Source organism: Streptomyces sp. NPDC059679 (assembly GCF_042734105.1).
In the GTDB taxonomy this organism is placed as follows: domain Bacteria; phylum Actinomycetota; class Actinomycetes; order Streptomycetales; family Streptomycetaceae; genus Streptomyces.
This window is the reverse complement of sequence record NZ_JBHWES010000012.1, coordinates 82,046-101,130: the sequence shown is the minus strand read 5'-3', so window position 1 is coordinate 101,130 and position 19,085 is coordinate 82,046. Positions and strand designations below refer to the sequence as shown.

At 72.3% G+C, this 19,085-nt stretch carries 15 protein-coding genes; 8 read left to right on the top strand and 7 right to left on the bottom strand.

All coding sequences use genetic code 11. From position 1 onward, the window contains the following. The first annotated feature begins 53 nt into the window (after positions 1-53). Together ACFV2X_RS16185 and ACFV2X_RS16180 are read left to right on the top strand one after the other, a co-directional pair. On the top strand, positions 54-1,862 hold the full coding sequence (locus ACFV2X_RS16185; RefSeq protein WP_385616594.1) for a gamma-glutamyltransferase family protein: 1,809 nt from the start codon (positions 54-56) through the stop codon (positions 1,860-1,862). Between the two features lie 135 nt (positions 1,863-1,997). Continuing rightward, positions 1,998-2,348: an MmcQ/YjbR family DNA-binding protein gene (locus tag ACFV2X_RS16180; RefSeq protein WP_385616592.1), complete on the top strand. Its 351-nt coding sequence runs from the start codon at positions 1,998-2,000 to the stop codon at positions 2,346-2,348. Between the two features lie 18 nt (positions 2,349-2,366). On the opposite strand, the gene ACFV2X_RS16175 is transcribed toward ACFV2X_RS16180, so the two are convergent. The 6 genes from ACFV2X_RS16175 to ACFV2X_RS16150 all read right to left on the bottom strand — a co-directional run bounded on the left by ACFV2X_RS16175 (position 2,367) and on the right by ACFV2X_RS16150 (position 9,279). Next, the gene (locus ACFV2X_RS16175) at positions 2,367-4,067 is read right to left on the bottom strand and encodes a phytoene desaturase family protein (protein WP_385616590.1); all 1,701 of its coding nucleotides are present in this window, start codon (positions 4,065-4,067) and stop codon (positions 2,367-2,369) included. 253 nt (positions 4,068-4,320) lie between these two features. After that, positions 4,321-5,295, bottom strand: coding sequence for a threonine/serine dehydratase (locus ACFV2X_RS16170; protein WP_385616588.1), 975 nt, complete (start codon positions 5,293-5,295; stop codon positions 4,321-4,323). Between the two features lie 59 nt (positions 5,296-5,354). Continuing rightward, entirely contained in the window at positions 5,355-6,029 is a 675-nt protein-coding gene (locus ACFV2X_RS16165; RefSeq protein ID WP_385616586.1) for an alpha-ketoglutarate-dependent dioxygenase AlkB family protein, read from the bottom strand. 100 nt (positions 6,030-6,129) lie between these two features. Continuing rightward, the gene (locus tag ACFV2X_RS16160) at positions 6,130-6,624 is read right to left on the bottom strand and encodes a methylated-DNA--[protein]-cysteine S-methyltransferase (RefSeq protein ID WP_385616584.1); all 495 of its coding nucleotides are present in this window, start codon (positions 6,622-6,624) and stop codon (positions 6,130-6,132) included. Beyond that, positions 6,621-8,174, bottom strand: coding sequence for an AlkA N-terminal domain-containing protein (locus ACFV2X_RS16155; protein ID WP_385616738.1), 1,554 nt, complete (start codon positions 8,172-8,174; stop codon positions 6,621-6,623). The genes ACFV2X_RS16160 and ACFV2X_RS16155 overlap by 4 nt, the downstream gene beginning before the upstream one ends. Before the next feature lie 109 nt (positions 8,175-8,283). Beyond that, entirely contained in the window at positions 8,284-9,279 is a 996-nt protein-coding gene (locus ACFV2X_RS16150; protein ID WP_385616582.1) for a TauD/TfdA family dioxygenase, read from the bottom strand. Positions 9,280-9,512: 233 nt separating this feature from the next. On the opposite strand from ACFV2X_RS16150, the gene ACFV2X_RS16145 reads away from it, so the two are divergent. The 6 genes from ACFV2X_RS16145 (at position 9,513) to ACFV2X_RS16120 (ending at position 18,158) form a co-directional block, all read left to right on the top strand. Then, positions 9,513-12,878: a BTAD domain-containing putative transcriptional regulator gene (locus ACFV2X_RS16145; protein ID WP_385616580.1), complete on the top strand. Its 3,366-nt coding sequence runs from the start codon at positions 9,513-9,515 to the stop codon at positions 12,876-12,878. Between the two features lie 185 nt (positions 12,879-13,063). Continuing rightward, complete coding sequence (locus tag ACFV2X_RS16140; protein ID WP_385616578.1) at positions 13,064-14,059, top strand: 3-oxoacyl-ACP synthase III family protein; 996 nt, start codon at positions 13,064-13,066, stop codon at positions 14,057-14,059. A 9-nt stretch (positions 14,060-14,068) separates the two neighbouring features. Further along, positions 14,069-15,007, top strand: coding sequence for an alpha/beta fold hydrolase (locus ACFV2X_RS16135; RefSeq protein WP_385616576.1), 939 nt, complete (start codon positions 14,069-14,071; stop codon positions 15,005-15,007). A gap of 16 nt (positions 15,008-15,023) precedes the next feature. After that, positions 15,024-16,244: a cytochrome P450 gene (locus tag ACFV2X_RS16130; RefSeq protein WP_385616574.1), complete on the top strand. Its 1,221-nt coding sequence runs from the start codon at positions 15,024-15,026 to the stop codon at positions 16,242-16,244. 163 nt (positions 16,245-16,407) lie between these two features. Continuing rightward, the gene (locus ACFV2X_RS16125; RefSeq protein WP_385616572.1) at positions 16,408-17,736 is read left to right on the top strand and encodes an enolase C-terminal domain-like protein; all 1,329 of its coding nucleotides are present in this window, start codon (positions 16,408-16,410) and stop codon (positions 17,734-17,736) included. A gap of 110 nt (positions 17,737-17,846) precedes the next feature. Next, positions 17,847-18,158 (top strand): GNAT family N-acetyltransferase, encoded by a 312-nt coding sequence (locus ACFV2X_RS16120; RefSeq protein WP_385616570.1) that lies wholly within the window; start codon positions 17,847-17,849, stop codon positions 18,156-18,158. Between the two features lie 44 nt (positions 18,159-18,202). On the opposite strand, the gene gnd is transcribed toward ACFV2X_RS16120, so the two are convergent. Further along, entirely contained in the window at positions 18,203-19,084 is an 882-nt protein-coding gene (gnd, locus tag ACFV2X_RS16115) for a phosphogluconate dehydrogenase (NAD(+)-dependent, decarboxylating) (RefSeq protein ID WP_385616568.1), read from the bottom strand. Position 19,085 lies beyond the last annotated feature (1 nt).

Below are 19,085 nucleotides of genomic sequence, written 5' to 3'. Positions count from 1 at the left end.
ACCCGCACCCGCGTGGAACGATCAAGCCGTACCGAGACCAGGAGAGCCCCGTCATGTTCACCACCCGCCCCACCCTCCAGGGCACCCACGGCATGGTGTCCTCCACCCACTGGCTGGCGTCCCAGTCCGCCATGGCCGTCCTGGAGGACGGCGGCAACGCCTTCGACGCGGCCGTGGCCGCCGGGTTCGTGCTGCATGTCGTCGAACCGCATCTGAACGGACCGGCCGGCGAGGTGCCGATCATCCTCGCCCCGGCGGGCTCCGCCCCCACCGTGCTGTGCGGGCAGGGCCCCGCCCCCGCCGGGGCCACCATCGACCACTACACCTCGCTCGGCCTCGGCCTGGTGCCGGGCACCGGCCCGCTCGCCGCGGCCGTGCCCGGCGCGTTCGACGCCTGGATGCTGCTGCTGCGCGACCACGGCACCAAGCAGCTCGCCGAGGTTCTGAAGTACGCGATCGGCTACGCCGAAGGCGGCCATCCCGCGGTCGAACGCGTCGGCGAGACCGTCGAGACCGTACGGGAGCTCTTCGAGACCGAGTGGACCACCTCGGCCGAACTGTATCTGCCCGGCGGCAAGGCCCCGGCCCCCGGGCGGCTGCTGAAGAACCCCGCCCTCGCCGCCACCTGGCGGCGGCTGCTCGCCGAGGCCGAAGCCGCAGGTCCCGGCCGTGAGACCCGGATCGACGCGGCCCGCAGGATCTGGCGCGAGGGCTTCATCGCCGAGGCACTGGCCGAGGCCGCCGCCCGGCCCACCATGGACTCGTCCGGGGAACGCCACGCCGGCACCCTCACCCGCGACGACCTCGCCGCCTTCTCGGCCACGTACGAGCCCCCCGCAACCTACGACTGGAACGGCTGGACGGTGTGCAAGGCGGGACCGTGGAGCCAGGGCCCGGTGTTCCTTCAGCAACTGGCCCTGCTGCCGCCCGGCCTGACCGCCGACGACTACGGAACCCCCGACTATCTGCACACCCTCATCGAGGGCGGCAAACTGGCCATGGCCGACCGCGAGGCCTGGTACGGCGACGCCGCCGACGTCCCGCTCGACGACCTGCTGTCCGCCCCGTACAACGACGAGCGCCGGGCGCTCATCGGCGAGCGCGCCAGCCACGAGCTGCGGCCGGGGCGGCCCGGCGGGCGCGAGCCGCGGCTGAGCAAGCAGGCCCTGGCCGCGGTCGCGCGCGCGGCGTCGCACGCCCCCGGGCCCGCCACCGCGCCCGGCGCGGGGGAGCCCACCGTCGGCCCCGACGGCACCACCCGCGGCGACACCTGTCACCTCGATGTCGTCGACCGCTGGGGGAACATGGTCGCGGCCACCCCCAGCGGCGGCTGGCTGCAGTCCAACCCCGTGATCCCGGCGCTCGGCTTTCCGCTCGGCACCCGCTTGCAGATGACCTGGCTGGACCCCGGGTTGCCGGCCTCCCTCACCCCCGGCCGCCGCCCCCGCACCACCCTCACCCCCTCCCTCGCCCTGCGCGACGGCACCCCCGTGATGGCCTTCGGCACACCGGGCGGCGATCAGCAGGACCAGTGGAGCACCCACTTCTTCCTCGCCGTCGCCCTGCGTCCGCCCGTCCGTTCCGGGCTCGATCTGCAGGGCGCCGTCGACGCGCCCAACTGGCACCAGGAGAGCTTCCCCAGCTCGTTCCACCCGCGAGCGATGGCGGCGGGGAAGGTCGTGATCGAGTCCCGGATCGGCGAGCCGGCCATCGCCCAGCTCCGCCGCCGGGGCCATGACGTCACGGTCGGCGGCGCCTGGACCGAGGGGCGGCTGTGCGCGGTCGCCCGCGACCCCGACACCGGTGTCCTCCTCGCGGCGGCCAACCCGCGCGGCGCCCAGGGGTACGCCGTGGGCCGCTGACCGCGGCCCCGGGCCGGGTGAGCAGTGGCCCGGCCCGGGACAGGAATCCGTCCCGGGCCGGGCGAGGAGTGGCCTGGTCGGGGCCGGGAGCGTGCTGGCCGGGCGGGTGTCGGTGGCGTGCCTTACGGTCGTCCCATGACCACGTCCGACGATGTCCGTGCAATCGCGCTGTCGCTCCCCGAGACGACGGAGAAGACCGCCTGGTCCATGCCCACGTTCCGAGTCGCCGGGAAGATGTTCGCCACGCTCCCCGAGGACGAGACCTCGATGGCCGTCAGATGCCCCAAGGAGGAGCGCGACGAGCTGGTCCTCGCCGAGCCGGAGAAGTTCTGGATCGCCTCCCACGAGGCGAGCTTCGCCTGGGTGCGGGTGCGGCTCGCCGCGCTGGACGACAAGGACGAACTGCGCGACATCCTCGTGGACTCCTGGCAGCAGGCCGCACCGCCCAGGCTCCTGGAGGAGCGGGCCGGGAAGGCGCGGCGATGAGCCCTCGGCGGCGGGCCGTCAGCCGATGCGGGCCAGGCCCTTCGCGGTCTGCCGGGCCCGGCCGCGGGAGACCCTGAGCGGATCCCAGTCCGGCCCGCGGTCGGGGAGCCGCGACGGGTCTCCCACGACGGCGCCCTGGTGCACCTCTCCCAGCAGCGGGCGGTCCAGTACTTGGGAGGCACATACCATGCCGCCGGTGGCGGTGCCGCCCACCCCGCTGCCGTAGCGGGTGGACTGACCGACCACATACAGCCCTTCGATACCGGTGCGCACATCGGGGCGCTTGCCCACGCCGCCCCAGTTGCCAATGCCGTACGGGGTGCCCCCGCTGGCCAGGATGTATCGCTCGTTGGTCAGCGGAGTGGCGGTCTCCAGATGGGTGATGCGGTCCCGGAAGGGGCCGATGACCTGCTCGGCGGTGGCCAGCATCGTGTCGGTGAGCTGCTTCTTCCGCGCCAGATAGGCGGTGTTGCGACGGTAGCGCTCGCCATCGGCCGGGCCCTTGCCCACACCCCAGAACTCAGGGCCGGGCGGGCAGACCGTCATGATCTGGAAGTTGCTGTGGCCCGGCGGGCACACATTGGGCGCGCCGGCGTCCTTGACCGAGGCGAAGGAGAAGATCAGCTGAGGAACCTCCCTCATCTGTTCCTCGATCATCCTCGCGTGCGCCCGCTCCAGATCGTCGCTGTTGTGCCACCAGATGTTGGCGTTGGGGATGTCGGGCAGCTCGGTGTCCAGCGCGACGTACAGCGCGGTCAGCGGACACCGCATGGTCGCTTCCCGGGTCTGTCTGACCAGATGGGCGGGGAAGGCCGCCTCCCCGCCGCACAGATCGAGGACGGTCCGGCGGTAGTCGGCGTTGGAGATCACCACGGGCGCCAAGATGCGCTCCCCGCCGGTCAGTTCGACCCCCACCGCCGTGTCGTTCTCGATGAGGATACGAGCCACCGCGGTCCGGGTACGCAGCTCCCCGCCGTGCCCCTCCAGCGCCTCGACCAGGGTGGCCACCAGCACCTGGCCGCCGCCCTCGGGGTAGTAGGCGCCGCGCATGTAGTGGTCCATCAGCCCGGCGTGCACGGCGAAGCCGACGTCGTCGGGCAGCGCCCCGTAGTTTCCGTACTGTGCGGCCAGCAGGGTCCTGGCCTTGGGGGAGAATCCGCAGTGGTCGAAGACCTTGCCGAGGGACCGCCGACTCCAGTACGTCATCTCGGGGTTGGCGCGGTAGCGGTCCACGACGGGCTCGCCGAGCACACCCGCCCGACTCAGCGCGGTCGTGCTCTTGGAGAGATCGATGAACGTGTCGATCCCGGCGGCCTCGCCGGGCAGCGCGCGCTTGAGCCTGTCGCGGTAGTTGTCCCAACCCGAGGGGACGTCCAGTGTGGTGGTGGGGGTGATCACCCGGTCGAAGCCGCGCTCGTTGTCCATCGGCCGGAAGCGCACCCGGTCGCCGACGCCGAGTCCGGAGAGGATGGCCGGAATGATCCCGTCCGCCCCGCAGTCGCCCAGATAGTGCGTGCCGACGTCGAACTCGTATCTGCGCCGTCTGCGGAAGACATGTGCGTTTCCGCCCGCCACGTCGTGCTGTTCCAGGACCAGCACCCGGCGGCCGTCGGCGGCGAGATAACCGCCGCACACCAGGCCGCCGATACCGCTGCCGACGATGATCGCGTCATAGCGATCCGGCCGCGCGGTCTGGTGTGAGGTCACATCGGTGGTCATCCCAGTCCCCCTGTACGATGCCGCCTGGGCCTCAAGACCAACAGGGGCATATTGGTCCGGTCCAGGACTTAGCGACAAGAACCACCTGTTCGTGGGTCAAGTTTGACTGCAATATAGGGCGGGAAGCGCGGGCCAATCGCGGAATCCATAGAAGTGTGGGCGGTTGGCCAGTCCGAAGAGCCGTCAGTCCAGGTGCCGCCTCAGCGGGGTTGGGCGCTCGCTGTCCAGCATGTGGGCCAGGCCGCCGACCGGTTCAGCGCAGGCCGAAGCGGTCCGCCCAGGACATGACGTCCCACGTCGTCACATTGCCGCCGCAGACCACCAGCCCCAGCCGGGCGCCGTCGCCCACCCGCTCCAACACCCGCCGCGCGGCCGGGAGGAGGCAGCCGGCCGCGGGCTCGGCCCAGACCTTCGCGTGCTCGGCGAGGTCGAGCGTGCCCTGCACCGCCTCCGCGTCCGACACCACCAGGACCTCGGTGACCAACGCGGACACATGGTCGTAGGTGAGCTGGGAGACGGAGGGCGCGCTGAGCGTGGAGATGATCGAGGAGAGCGCGACCGGCATCGGGCCGCCCGCGGCCAGCGCCTGGGACATGGCCTCGGCCCCTTGTGTCTCCACCCCCCAGATCCGCACTCCGGGCCGCCGCGCGCGCAGCGCCGCCGCGACCCCGGCGATCAGCCCGCCGCCGCCGATGCTGACCAGCACATCGGTCAGCTCGTCGGCGTCGCCGGCGTCGTCGGCCAGTTCAAGGCCGACGGTGCCCTGCGCGGCGACCACCACGGGGTCGTCGTAGGGGTGCACCAGCGTCAGGCCCTCGGCCTGCAGCTGCGACATCAACGCGAACGCGCCGCCCATGTCGTCCGTCAGCCGCACCACGGCCCCCGCCTCCTCCGCGATCCGGACGGCGCGTGCGGGGGCCGACCGCGGCATCACGACGGTCGCCTTCACATGCAGGGCGCCGGCCATGACCGCGACCGCGATCCCGTGGTTGCCACCGCTCACCGCCACCACCCCCGCCGCGCGGTCGGCCTCGCTCAGCGACAGGAGCTTCGCCGTCGCCCCGCGCGCCTTGAAGGACCCGGTGCGCTGCAGCAACTCCAGCTTGGCGGTGACCGGCGCACCGAGCAGACCGGTGAGGCCCGGGCTCGGCACGGTCGGGGTGCGTACGACATGTCCGGCGATCAGTTCCGCGGCCGACTCGATCGCCTCGATGTCCACGATGCCCATGACGGCAACCACCTTTCCGTGACAGTGCGATCAACACCCTAACCACCCCGCCCGGGCCGTCACGGCGCGTCGCGCAACCCGGTCACCCGCATGGTGATGTTCAGCCGCCCGGTACGCAGCCCGGTGGCCGGGTCGCCGGTGCCCTCGTGGACCTTGGGCACCCCGTGATACATGTACCGCGAGGGGCCGCCGAAGACGAACAGATCGCCGGACGCCAGCTCGATGTCCGTGTACGGCTTGGTGCGGGTCGCGATGTTGCCGACCCGGAAGACACAGGTGTCGCCGATGCTCAGCGAGACGACCGGGGCGGAGGACTTCTCGTCCTTGTCCTGGTGCATACCGAGTTTGGCCTGGCCGTCATAGAAGTTGATCAGCGCCGTATCGGGGGTGTAGTCGGCCGCGGCCATCTCCTCCCCCTGGTTCGGGTACGCCTCCGTCAGCGCGCGGCGGCCCAGCCCCACCATCCAGCCGGGGAATTCCGCGGCCCGGGCGCCATTCACATCGTCGGCGGTACGGCTGTACCGGTACGGCAGCCAGTGCCAGCCGACGCACACGGTCTGTACGGACATGACGCCTCCGCTGGGCAGCCTGGTGCGCCGGATCGGGACGGGCCCCTGGGCCCAGGCCCGGCAGGCCGCGACCAGCTCACGCTGCTGTTCCGGCGTGAGCCAGTCGGGCACATGCACCGCGCCCGGTGCGACCTCCCTGCGGGGGCGTGGGATCAAAGCGTTCATGCCCCTCCCTCCCGCTCAGTCCTGGCGCGCTTCCACGCGCGGGCTTCCTTCGTCGCTGCGCGGCTCCTCAGTCCAGCCCGCGCAGCGCGCCAGGACACGCTCATGCGGCCTCGTGGGCCAGCAACTGCTGCTTGCGCTCCAGTCCGCCGGCGTAGCCGGTCAGCGAGCCGTTCGCGCCGATCACGCGGTGGCAGGGGCGCACCACCAGCACCGGGTTCGCGCCGAGCGCCGTGCCCAGGGCGCGCACCGCCGAGCGCGGGGCCCCGATCTGCTCGGCGAGCCGGCCGTAGGTGGTCGTGGTGCCGTACGGGACGGCGTCCAGGGCCTGCCACACCCGCTGCTGGAATGCGGTGCCTCGGGTCACGTACTCGATGTCGAACCGGGTCCGGCCGCCGTCGAAGTACGCGCGCAGCTGGGAGACGATCTCGGCGAACGCCTCCGGGGACCGCCGCCAGCCGTCCTGGACGACCGCGCCGCCCTTCTGGCCGGGCACGGACAGGGAGGCGAGCGCGGTGCCGCCCTTGGCGGTCTTCGACTCCTCGCCCACCAGCAGCAGTTCGCCCAGCGGGCTGTCGACCGTCGTGTAGACCGTCATCGGTCTTTCCTTCCGTGTTCGTGTTCGTTGTGCTCGTCGTGCTTGCCGTACGTCTTGTGCGTATCGCGTTTGGTGAAGTCGCCGCGGTCCTTGGCGGCGTTCCAGAAGTGGTGCATGGCGTAGCTGCGCCAGGGCCGCCAGCCCTCGGAGTCGACCGCCGCGGCGCCGGTCGCCCGCATTCCGGCCCGTACGGCCACATCCGCGGTCAGCAGCACGTCCGGGTCGCTCAGCGCCCGCATACGGATGTAACCGGCCGTCCAGGGGCCGACGCCGCGCAGGCCCAGGAGCGCCTTTTCGGCCTCGTCCCGGTCGGCGCCGAGGTCGAGGCGGACCGCGCCGTCGGCGAGCGCCGCGCTGACGGCGCGCACGGTGTCGCGGCGCGAGTCCGGCATCCCGAGCTCGCCCAGCGCCGCCTCGGCCAGCCGCTCCGCGCTCGGGAAGAGCCGGGTCAGCCCGCCGCTCGGCGTGCGCAGCGGCTCGCCGTACGCCGCGAGCAGCGCCTCGCCGAGCCTGCGGCCGGCGGCCACCGAGACCTGCTGGCCCAGCACCGCGCGGACCGCCAGCTCATGCGGATCGGCCGCGCCGGGCGCGCGGAGCCCCGGCCGCAGGGCGACCAGCGGGGCGAGCGCGGGGTCCGCGCCCAGCCGCTCGCCGACCGCGTACGGGTCGGCGTCCAGGTCGAACAGGCGGCGCACCCGCTGGGTGGCGGTGGTCAGATCGCGTAGATCGCCCAGGTGCAGCCGGCACTCCAGCCAGCCGCCCACGCCGGGTGCCTCGCCGACCTCCGCGATCCCGGCGCCGTTCGGCAGCCGCAGGGCGCGCCGGTAGACGCGGGCGCCGCGCTCGCCGGTGATCTCCTCGACGCCCGCGAGGGCGCGGGCGCCCAGGTAGTCGAAGACCTCGGCGGAGGCGTACGGACCGCGGAAGGCGAGCCGCAGCGGTATCCCGGCCGCGCCGTCCTGGGAGCCGACCGGACCGAAGCGCGCGCCCTGCCCGGGGCGGGCGGCGCGCAGCTCGCTGGGCGTGGCGGCGTAGATCTCGCGGATGGTGTCGTTGAACTGCCGCACACTGGCGAACCCGGCCGCGAAGGCGATCTCGGCGGCCTGCATGGAGGTGGTCTGGAGCAGGATCCGCGCGGTGTGACCGCGCTGGGCCCGCGCGAGCGCGAGCGGGCCCGCGCCCAGCTCGGCGTTGAGCTGGCGCTGCACCTGCCGGGAGCTGTAGCCCAGCCGCCCGGCGAGCCCGGCCACCCCTTCGCGGTCGACGACGCCGTCGCCGATCAGCCGCATCGCCCGGCCGACCACATCGGCCCGGGTGTTCCACTCCGCGGACCCGGGCACCGCGTCCGGGCGGCAGCGACGGCAGGCCCGGAAGCCGGCGCCCTGGGCCGCGGCCGCGGTCGTGAAGAAGCGGACGTTCTTGCGCTTGGGCGTGTTCGCGGGGCAGCTCGGCCGGCAGTAGATGCCGGTCGTGGAGACGGCGAGGAAGAACTCGCCGTCGAACCGGGAGTCGCGGCTGCACACCGCCTCGTACTTGCTGTCGTCGGTCATCACCCCTCTACTGTGCGGCAGGGGAGCGGTGGGGTGCTGGCGGGAATCGGACATGGCTCTCACCGCGTGTGGCTGCCGGGAGACGGCGTCGGGGCGAGGCAGCGCGGTCTCAGCCGACCGGTGCGAGCCCGGCCGTCGGCCGGTAGGCGTAGCAGCGCCGCAGCCAGCGGGCCCGGTCCTCGGGGAGCGGCTGGAACGGCACCCGGCGGTGCAGCACGCGGCGGTTGTCGAAGATGTGGAACCCGCCCTCCTCGACCAGCACCGGGGTCCCCGGCAGGGCGGCCGCGTGGTGCTCGAGGTCCGCCAGCGCCTCGTGCGCCTCGTCGGTGAGGCCGGTGAGCCTGCCGGGGCCGTAGCGCAGGGCGGGGCTGCCGTCCGGGAGGGTCCAGAGCATGGGGACACCGCTGCGGCTCAGCGGCCTGCCGTCGTCGTCGGTGGTGTACGACTCGGGCGCGGTCACCGTGAAGTCGGGGCGCCGCAGCGCCTCGGCCGTCCGGGCCGGCAGCGTCTCGAGGAGGGTGTCGACGGGCAGCAGATCCGTGGGCACCTGCTCGTCGTTGCGCATGCCGATGAAGGACAGGTAGTGGGGGATGGCCTTGGCGGGGTGCGCGTCCGGCCGGTGGTCGAGTACCGAGTCGTCGGTGTGCCAGTCCAGCGGCTGTGCGTAGCCCCAGGAGGTGAGGGTGCGGGCCGATGCCGTGCGCGGCGCCACGTTTCTGATCAGGCGGCCGTCGTTCTCCCACGGGTAGGCGATCGGCGTGAGCCCGAGCAGGCGCAGGATGCCGAAGTGCACCAGGTTGGGCGTCCTCAGGAGCGATTCGTCGCAGAAGCCCTCCCGGGGTGTGGGCACGGGTTCGTGGGGGCCGGGCAGATTGGCCAGGGTGAGCCATGCGGTGGGGGAGTGCCGCCACTGCGCGAGCGCGTCCAGGATCCGCGCGGGCAGATGGTTGCGCAACTGCTTGGCGCCGTACTCCAGATACAGGTCGACGCCGGTGTCGGGCACGGCGTCGCCGAGTTCGGTGACCGCGTCCAGGGCGGCCCCCGCCGCGGACTTGGACGAGTCCGGGATGTGCAGGGTGTGGCTACGGCTACGGCTCTTGGTCATGATCTTGACCCTACGAACGCCTCGGTCTCACGTTCGTCTTATGTGGAAGATTTGAGCGGATTCTGAGGATGCCGCTCCCCACGGCCGCCGGAGCTTCCCCACGGCCGTCGAAGCCTGCCCACGGCCGTCCGGGCGCGGCGGGGCGGGCGATGTCAGCCCCGTGAACTAACGTGAATCACGGGCGGCTTGCGGGGGGCGGCTCATATGACACCGGGTCTGCGAGCATAGGGGGAATGGTGAACGCGGCTGCTGGGGCAGGGGCGCGCTCGGCGCCGGACGGGGCGGTGCGGGTGCGCATTCTGGGCCCGGTCTCCCTGGAGGCGGACGGGCGCAGAATCGGGCTCGGCCCGCAACAGCGCGTGCTGCTGGCCGCGTTGGTGCTGGCGGGCGGACAGGCCGTCAGCAAGAGCCGGCTCATCGAGATGATGTGGACGGGCGAGACGCCGGAAGGTGCCGCCGCGACCTTGCGCACCCATGTGCTGAATCTGCGGCGGCTGCTGGAGCCGACGCGGCGGGCGGGGCTCGGCTTCGAGGTGCTGGTCAGCGCGGGCGGCAGAAGCGAGGCGAGCTATGCGTTACGCCTGGGCGACGGCCAGCTCGACGCGACGCGGTTCGTCGGTCTCACCCGGGACGCGCGGCGCGCCATGGCCCACGGGGACGCGCACCGGGCCCTGGCGGAGCTGGACCGGGCGCTCGCCCTGTGGGACGGCACGGCGCTGGGTGAGGTGAGCGAGCAGGACTTCGCCAGACCGGAGGCGACGCGCCTGGAGGAGCTGCGGCTGACGGCCAAGGAGGAGCGGATCGACGCGCTTCTGACGCTGGGCCGGCACGACGAGGCGATCGGCGAGCTCACGGTGCTGATCGGTGAGCACCGGATGCGGGAGCGGCTGTGGTCCCAGCTGATCCTCGCGCTCTACCGGTCGGGCAGACAGGCCGAGGCGCTTGCCGCGTACCGTGAGATCTACCGGATCCTCGACGAGGAGCTGGGGGTGGAGCCGGGGCGGTCGCTGCGCGATCTGCACCAGCGGGTCCTGCTGGCCGACCCGGGTATCGAGCGACGTGCGGAGCCCGCTGCGGCCATGCCCGTGCCGAGGCAGATCCCGGCGGACGTGGCCAGCTTCACCGGCCGCGCGGCGTATCTGCGGCTGCTGGACGCGACGTTGCCCGCGGGGGACCCGGATCCGGCCCAGACCCTGGTGATCTCCTCGGTCACCGGTACGGCGGGCGTCGGCAAGACCACGCTGGCGGTGCACTGGATGCACCGGGTGGCCGGGCGGTTCCCGGACGGCCAGCTCTATGTGAACCTGCGCGGCTATGCCTCCGGATCGCCGGTCACCGCCGACGACGCGCTGAGCCACTTCCTGCGGGCGCTGGGCGTGGCCGCCGTCCGCGTCCCGGAGGACTGCGACGCGAAGGGCGCGCTGTACCGTTCGCTGCTGGCCGGCAAGCGCATGCTGGTGCTGCTGGACAACGCGGCCGAGCTGGAGCAGGTGCGACCGCTGCTGCCGGGCTCCCCGACCTGTCTGGTGGTCGTCACCAGCCGCAACGACCTGCGCGGACTGACCGCCTTCCACGACGCCCAGCACGTGGACCTCGACGTCTTCAGCGAGGAGGAGGCCATCACCCTGCTGACCCGCACGGTGGGCGAGGAACGGGTGCGGGCCGAGCCCGAGGCGGCCGCCGAACTGGTCGGGCTGTGCGGCTATCTGCCGCTGGCCCTGCGGGTCTGCGCGGCCAACCTCATCGGCAGCCGGCACCGGCGGATCGCCGGCCTGACGCGGGAGTTGCGGGAGGGCAACCGCCTGGCCGCGCTGAACATCGCGGGGGAGCGGCGCCCGGCGGTGCAGGGCGCCTTCGACCTGTCGTACACCGCGCTCCCCGAGGCCGAGCGCAGACTGTTCCGTCTGCTCGGCCTGGTGCCCGGCCCGGATGTGACCGCCGCGGCCGCCGGCGCGCTGATCGGCGCCGAGGAGAAGGAGGCCGAGCGGCTGCTCGACCATCTGGCCGCGCGCCACCTCGTCTCGGCCCATCAGCCGGGCCGCTACCGCCAGCACGACCTGTTGCGGGTCTACGCCCGCGACCGGGCCGACCAGGAGGACGGCGCCGAGGACCGGGACGCCGCCCTGCGCAGGCTGCTGGTGTGGTACCTGTCCACCACCGCCAGGGCGGGGCGCCGGCTGTTCGGGCAGTTCTACTCCGGCTTCGTCCCCGACGAGGACGTGCTGAGCGACCCCGTGGTGCGCCCGGTCGAATTCGCCGATCTGCACGAGACCATGACATGGCTGGGCGCCGAGCGCAGCAATCTGCTGTCGGCCATGGACCACGCCGTCGAGTTCGGCCCGTCCACCTTCACCTGGCAGCTCGCCGACGCCCTGCACGGCCATCTGATGCTCAGCGGGGAGCGCCCGGACTGGGCGCGGGCCGCGCGGGCGGGACTGCGCGCCGCGGAGCGGGGCGGCAGCCGTTACGGCAGGGCGGCCATGCATGACAGCCTGGGCAATCTCCGCTGGGAGGAGGCCGACTTCGCGGAGGCCGTCGACCACGGCAGCGCGGCCGTGGCCCTGTACGAGGAGATCGGCTACGAGGAGAGCGGGATCGCCAGCGAATGCTGTATCGCCCTGACCATCCTCGGCGCCGCCCAGCGTGAGCTGGGCCGCCTCGACCACAGCGAGCGCTCCCTGACCCGGGCGGTGCGGGTGATCGAAGGCGGGGTGATCGAGGGCGGAGGGAAGCGCCCCCAGGCATCCCCGCTGGCCTACCTGGGCTATGTGCAGGCCGACCGGGGCCGGTTCGACGAGGCCCGTGAGAGGTTCGGCGCGGCCCTCAGCCTCGACCGGGAGACCGGCAGCTTCCTCGCCACGACCCTCGCGCTGCGCGGCCTCGGGCTGGTCCACCGCGTCCGGGGAAGGGCCGGTGAGGCCCGAGCGCACCTGATGGAGACCGTGGACGTCACGGGCACCTGGCCGCGGTTCTCCTACGCCCGGGAGACCGCGCTGGCCGAGTTCGCGGCCCTCTGCCGGGACACCGGCGACTATCAGCAGGCCCTGGAGTACGCGGAGCAGGCGCTGCACATCATCCAGCGGACCAAGCGCAGCACCTTCGAGGCCGAGGTGCGCAATGTCCTCGCCACGGTGGTGCGCCGGCTCGGCGACCTCCCGGCGGCGGAGGACCACCACCGCGGAGCGCTGGAGGAGGCGCTGCGCACCGGCTGCCGAAGGGAGCAGGCGGCGGCGCACACGGGGCTGGCGGCCGTCCACCGCGAGCTGGGGCGTGACGACGAGGCCCGCGCCGAGGCCGAGGCGGCGGCCCGGATCGCCGTCGAGTCCGGCTTCCGGCTCCACGAGGGCGAGGCGCTGACCGTGCTCGGCGCCCTGCATCTGGGCGGCGGCGCGCCCGACGAGGCGCGGCGGTTCGCGGAGGGCGCCCTCGCGATCCACCGGGACATCGGATACCGCCTCGGCGCGGCCCGCGCCCTGCGGATACTGGGCGACGCGCCGGCCGAGGGCCGACCGCAGGACGCCCACCGGCACCGCGCGGAGGCCGAGCGCATCTGCGCGGACATCGGCGCACCGCCGGGGGAGCGGCTGTGCCCCGTATGACGCCGGCGTTCGCTCCGACGCGGGCCCACCCCCGTGGAGCCCGCGCCGACGCGGTGGTCGTTCCCCCCGTGGGCGACCGTTCCCAGTGTTGTCGCGGGGCGTGAAAGATGCGTTGAGGCCGCATGGTCCGCACCGGAGCGGGAAGGTTTGGCATGCACATGGCCATCCACGCGGAGGGGCATGGAATGAAGACTGCACTGGAGCTGTCGGGGACCGGACACGCCATCGGCTCGCGGATCATACGCAACGCCGATGTGGCCACGTCTCTCGGGCTGCCGCAGGACTGGTTCCAGCGGCGCACCGGGATCGTCGAAAGACGCGCCACCGACGCCCACGAGACCGTGGTGACCCTCGCCGGCGAGGCCGTCACCACGGCGCTGAAGGAAGCGCGGCTTGGCCCGGACGACATCGGGCACGAAACCGTACTCCTGCACATCCAGAACGGCCCCACCCATCTGACCCCCTCCGCGGGCGCCGTCCTCAGTGGCCACCTGGGCCTCAAGCGCGTCCGAGTGCTGGGCATCGACGGCGCCTGCGCCGAGCCGGTGGCCGCCCTCGAGATCGCCGAGACCCTGCTCGCCATGGGCCGCTGCCGCCGCGTCATCCTGTCCGCCGCCGCGGACTTCCTGTGGGCCGTCGACCCCAACGACCTCGGCACCGCAGGGCTGTTCGGGGCCGGCGCCGGGGCCGCGATCCTCTCGGCGGAATCCACCCAGGGCACGCCCCTGGCGATCCGCGCCATCCACTGGGAAACCCACTCCGACCAGTGGCAACTGGGCGTGGCGCCGATCCACGCCAAACACCCGGAGGACTCCGCGGTGAGACTCGAGGTCGGCTACTACACCATGCAGGGCATGGCGCTGGCCCGGTTCGGCAAGAGCACCGTCCCCGGAGTCATCCGCGCCACCATGAAGGAAGCGGGCTGGCAGCCGCAGGACGTCGATCTCGTGCTCGCCCACCAGCCCAACGTCCGGCTGCTGACGATGGTCTCCCGCGAGCTGGGCTTCCCGGCCTCCGCCGTCCCCACCCCCGTCAGCCACCTCGGCAACATGGGCCCGGCCAGCCTGCTGGTCAACCTCTCCCTGGCCCGGCACGAAGGCAGAATGCCCCCCGGCACCAAGGCCCTGCTCACCACCTTCGGCGTCGGCTTCGCCTGCGGCGCCGCCGCCATCGAGACCTGAGGGGCGGCCATGCCCACGCCACGCCGCGCGGTGGACATCAGCCAGGAGGCGGTGTCCGACCGGGAGGCCCTGAAGCGGTTGATGCGGCCGCTGCGTCTGTCCGGCGGCTCCCAAGTGCCCTGCGCCCGCATCGGCTCGGGGACCCCGGTCATCTGCCTCCCGATGGTCGCCGAGACCAACTTCGTCTACGCGAGGCAGATTCAGGCCCTCGCGTGCGACCATGAGTTCATCGTCTACGAGCCGAGACTGAGCCGCACCTCACGGGTGGCGGTGGCCGACCGGGCCGAGGAAGTCCAGCTGGTGCTGGACGCCTTGGAGATCGACAGCGCCCATGTGTACGCCTGGAGCGACACCGGGTCCGCGGCCTACCACCTGGCCAAGTCCCGCCCGGACCGCTGCCGTTCCCTGTGCCTGGTCGGCCTGGCCGACCGCTACACCTTCCCCGCGCCGGTGCGGTATCTGGCCAACGCCGCCTACCGCAACCCCGGCGAACGCCTCATCCCGCCGCTGCTCCTGAATCTGCTGCTCGGCTACTACCTCAGCGGCGAGCGCACCCCCGCGGGCTGGGTCCGCCGGGAAGCGCGAGCCATCCCCGGGTTCCTGCGGCTGTTCAAACACAGCGTGCTGCCGAACCTCATCGAACACCGGCCCGCCGAGGGCGAGATCGCCGTACCCACCCTCGCCCTCTGCGGCGACCGGGACCGACTGCTGACCGTCGACCAGGCCCGCCGTATGGCCGGGCTCATCGGCCCGCACTGCGACTTCAAGGTCGTCCCGGGCGGTGAACACTTCCTTCCCTACGCCACCCCGGAGCCGGTGAACAGCGCCCTCCGCGACTTCTATGCCTCGCTGGACGGCATGGCGGGCCCGGGAGACATGGAAGGAGTGGAAGGTGCGGGCGGTGTCGACAGCGCGGGCGGTGGGCGGGCGGCCCTTCCGGATACCTGAGAGAGGTGACTTCGCCATGCCGGGCACACCGGACGCGGACCTGCTCGACGAGCTGTACCACCCGTCGAACCGGCCGGACCCGTATCCGGTGCTGCACCGGATACGGGAAGCCTCGCCGTTCCGCTTCGCGGGCGGGAGGGGCGTCGTGGTCGCACGGCACCGCGACTGCGCCAGGCTGCTGCACGACCCCCGGCTCAGCGCGGACCGGATCAGCCGGGGCGCGGACGTCATCAGCCGCCGCCCGGTCGTACCGTCCTTCCTGTCGATGGATCCCCCCGACCACACCCGACTGCGCCGGCTGGTGTCCCGGGCCTTCACCCGCAAGGCGGTGACCGCCCTGGCACCGCGCATCCGGCAGATCGCCGAGGAACTGGCCGCGGACCTCGCCGGACCGGACCGGTTCGATCTGATCTCGCGATTCGCCCACCCCCTGCCGTCCCGCGTCATCGGCGAACTGCTGGGCGTGCCCGCCGAGGACCGGGAGAAGATCCAGGACTGGGTGGACCGGCTGACCCGGGTGGCGTTCGACCCGCCGCCCCAGCAGTCCGCGGACCCGGACAACGACCGGCTGGTGCGGGCCACCGCGACCGAGTTCAACCGCTACTTCCACGCCTGGTTCGAGGAGTGCCGCCGTGCCCCGCGCCCGGGCCTGCTCTCCGAGCTCGTACATCTGGAGCACCAGGGCGACCAGCTCACCACCGACGAACTGGTCTCCACCTGCACGCTGCTCCTGACGGCCGGCTACGAGACGACGGTGAGCCTCATCGCCCACTGCTATCTGGCCCTGCTGCGCGACCCCGAGCAGATGGCCGAGGTGCGGGCGGACCCCGCCCTCGCCGCGGCGGCCGTCGAGGAGACGCTGCGCTACGACCCCCCGGTCCAGCTCACCAACAGATTCCTGCTGGAACCCATGCGCATCGGTGATGTCGATCTGCCCGCGGGGAGCGAGGTGTGCTTCCAGCTGGGGGCGGCGGGCCGTGATCCGGAGGTGTTCCCGGACCCGGACCGCTTCGACATCCACCGCGGAGCCGACCAGCACCTGGCCTTCGGCGCCGGCCCGCACTTCTGCCTGGGTGCGCCGCTGGCCCGGCTGGAGGCCACCACAGCCCTGGAGACACTGGTCTCCCGGCTCCCCGGGGCGCGGCTGGAGGAAGACGCGCTCCGCTACAAACAGCACATCACCCTCCGTGGGCCCCGGACCATGATCATCTTGCCGGGCCGGCCCCCCTCCTCGTGAGCGGCGCGACTGATCGTCATCCGTGACCGTCCGTAATCCATGAGCGCTCGTAATCCATGAGCGTGGACCCATTGACCCATCGCGTTCGCGAGCCTAGCCTCCATCTTCATATGTAGATGTCGTGCGCATGCGTGAAGCTATTTCGGAGGCAAGGAACCCGTCCATGAGCCAGCCAACCATCACCGCCTTCTCCGTCTACCCGGTCGCCGGCCGGGACTGCATGGAGCTCAACCTCTCCGGGGCGCACGGCCCCTACTTCACCCGCAACGTGGTCGTCCTCGAGGACTCCGAAGGGCGCACGGGCCTGGGCGAGGTGCCGGGCGGCGAGAAGATCACACAGACGCTGCGGGACGCCGCCTCCCTCGTCGTCGGCGCGCGCGTGGGCGACTACAAGCGCGTGCTGCGCGAGATCGGGGCCACGTTCGCCGACCGCGACTCCGGAGGGCGGGGGCTGCAGACCTTCGATCTGCGCACCACCGTCCACGCCGTCACCGCGGTCGAATCGGCGCTGCTCGACCTGCTGGGACAGCACCTCGACGTCCCCGTCGCGGCGCTCCTGGGCGACGGACAGCAGCGTGACTCCGTCCGGGTCCTCGGCTATCTGTTCTACGTCGGCGACCCCGACCGCACCGACCTGGAGTACGTCCGCGAGCCGGACGCCGACGAGGAGTGGTACCGCATCCGGCACGAGGAGGCCCTGACCCCCGAGGCGATCGTCCGGCAGGCCGAGGCCACCTACGACCTGTACGGCTTCCGCGACTTCAAGCTCAAGGGCGGGGTCCTGGAGGGCCATGAGGAGGTCAGGGCCATCCGGGCGCTCAAGGAGCGCTTCCCCGAGGCCCGGATCACCCTCGACCCCAACGGCGCCTGGTCACTGCGCGAGGCCATCGAGCTGTGCCGGCCCCTGCTGGGCACCCTCGCCTACGCCGAGGACCCGTGCGGAGCCGAGGGGGGCTACTCGGGCCGCGAGATCCTGGCGGAGTTCCGCCGCGCCACCGGCCTCCCCACGGCGACGAACATGATCGCTACCGACTGGCGGCAGATGACCCACACCCTGGCGCTGCAGTCCGTGTCCATCCCGCTGGCCGATCCGCACTTCTGGACCATGCAGGGCTCGGTACGGGTCGCCCAGCTGTGCCATGAGATGGGGCTGACCTGGGGCTGCCACTCGAACAACCACTTCGACATCTCCCTGGCGATGGTGGCCCACTGCGGTGCGGCCGCGCCGGGTGAGTACAACGCCCTGGACACGCACTGGATCTGGCAGGAAGGGCTGGAACGGCTCACCGTCGAGCCGCCCCGGATCGCCGATGGCCGGGTCGCCATCTCCGACCTCCCCGGCCTCGGCGTCCGGCTCGACATGGACCGGCTCCTCGCCGCCCACGAGCTCTACCAGGAGAAGGCGCTCGGGGCCCGCGACGACGCGGCCGCGATGCGGTACCTCGTCCCGGACTGGACGTTCGACAACAAGCGCCCCTGCCTCGTGCGCTAGCCTCCCTCACGCGCACCGGCCGCCCTCGGCCTTACGGTGAGAGTCGGACCGTACCTGTGTACGGTCCGATCACCCGTACCGCAGGAGGAACCCGTACCGCAGGAGGAACAGTGGAACCACGCGTCACGGACAACCCGGGGCAGTCGCGCTTTGAGATCTTCGACGGCGAGAGCGGGGAGCTCGCGGGCTTCGCGGCGTATGAGCGCTCCGACGACCGGATCGCGTTCACTCACACCGAGATCGACCCCCGCTTCGAGGGCAGGGGCCTCGGCGGGCGGCTGGTGCACGCGGCGCTCGACTCGGCGCGGGAGCAAAGCCTCGCGGTGCTGCCGTACTGCACCTTCGTACGGGGCTGGATCGGCAAGCACCCCGAGTACATCGCCCTGGTGCCCGAGGACCGGCGCCCGCGCTTCCACCTCTGAGTGGAGGTCCCGGCCCGCCGTGGCGGACCGGGACCGGGACGGGCTCAGCCCTCGCTGGCCTCGACCGCGTGGCCGCCGAACTGGTTGCGCAGTGCGGCGATCATCTTCATCTGCGGGGAGTCGTCCTGGCGGGACGCGAACCGGGCGAAGAGCGAGGCCGTGATGGCGGGCAGCGGCACGGCGTTGTCGATGGCCGCCTCGACGGTCCAGCGGCCCTCGCCGGAGTCCTCCGCGTAGCCCCGCAGCTTCTCCAGGTGCTCGTCGTCGTCCAGGGCGCCCACCGCGAGGTCCAGCAGCCAGGAACGGATGACAGTGCCCTCGCGCCAGGAGCGGAAGACCTCACGGACATCGGTGACCGAGTCCACGGCCTCCAGCAGCTCCCAGCCCTCGGCGTAGGCCTGCATCATCGCGTACTCGATACCGTTGTGGACCATCTTCGCGAAATGCCCGGCGCCGACCTTCCCGGCGTGGACGTAGCCGAAGTCGCCCTCGGGCTTGAGCGCGTCGAAGACGGGCTTGACGACGGCGATGTGCTCGGGGTCGCCGCCCACCATCAGGGCGTAACCGTTCTGCAGGCCCCAGACGCCGCCGGATACTCCGACGTCGACGAAGCCTATGCCGCGCGCGGCCAGCTGCTCCGCGTGCTTCTCGTCGTCGGTCCAGCGGGAGTTGCCGCCGTCGACCACGATGTCGCCGGGGGAGAGAAGGCCGGCCAGTTCGTCGATGACGGCCTGGGTGGGGCCGCCGGCGGGGACCATGACCCACACCACGCGCGGCTTGTCGAGCGCGCCGACGAGCTCGGCGAGGCCGGCGACGTCGGAGAGGCCGGGGTCGCGGTCATAGCCGATGACGGTGTGGCCCGCGCGGCGGATGCGCTCGCGCATATTGCCGCCCATCTTGCCCAGGCCGATGAGTCCAAGCTGCATC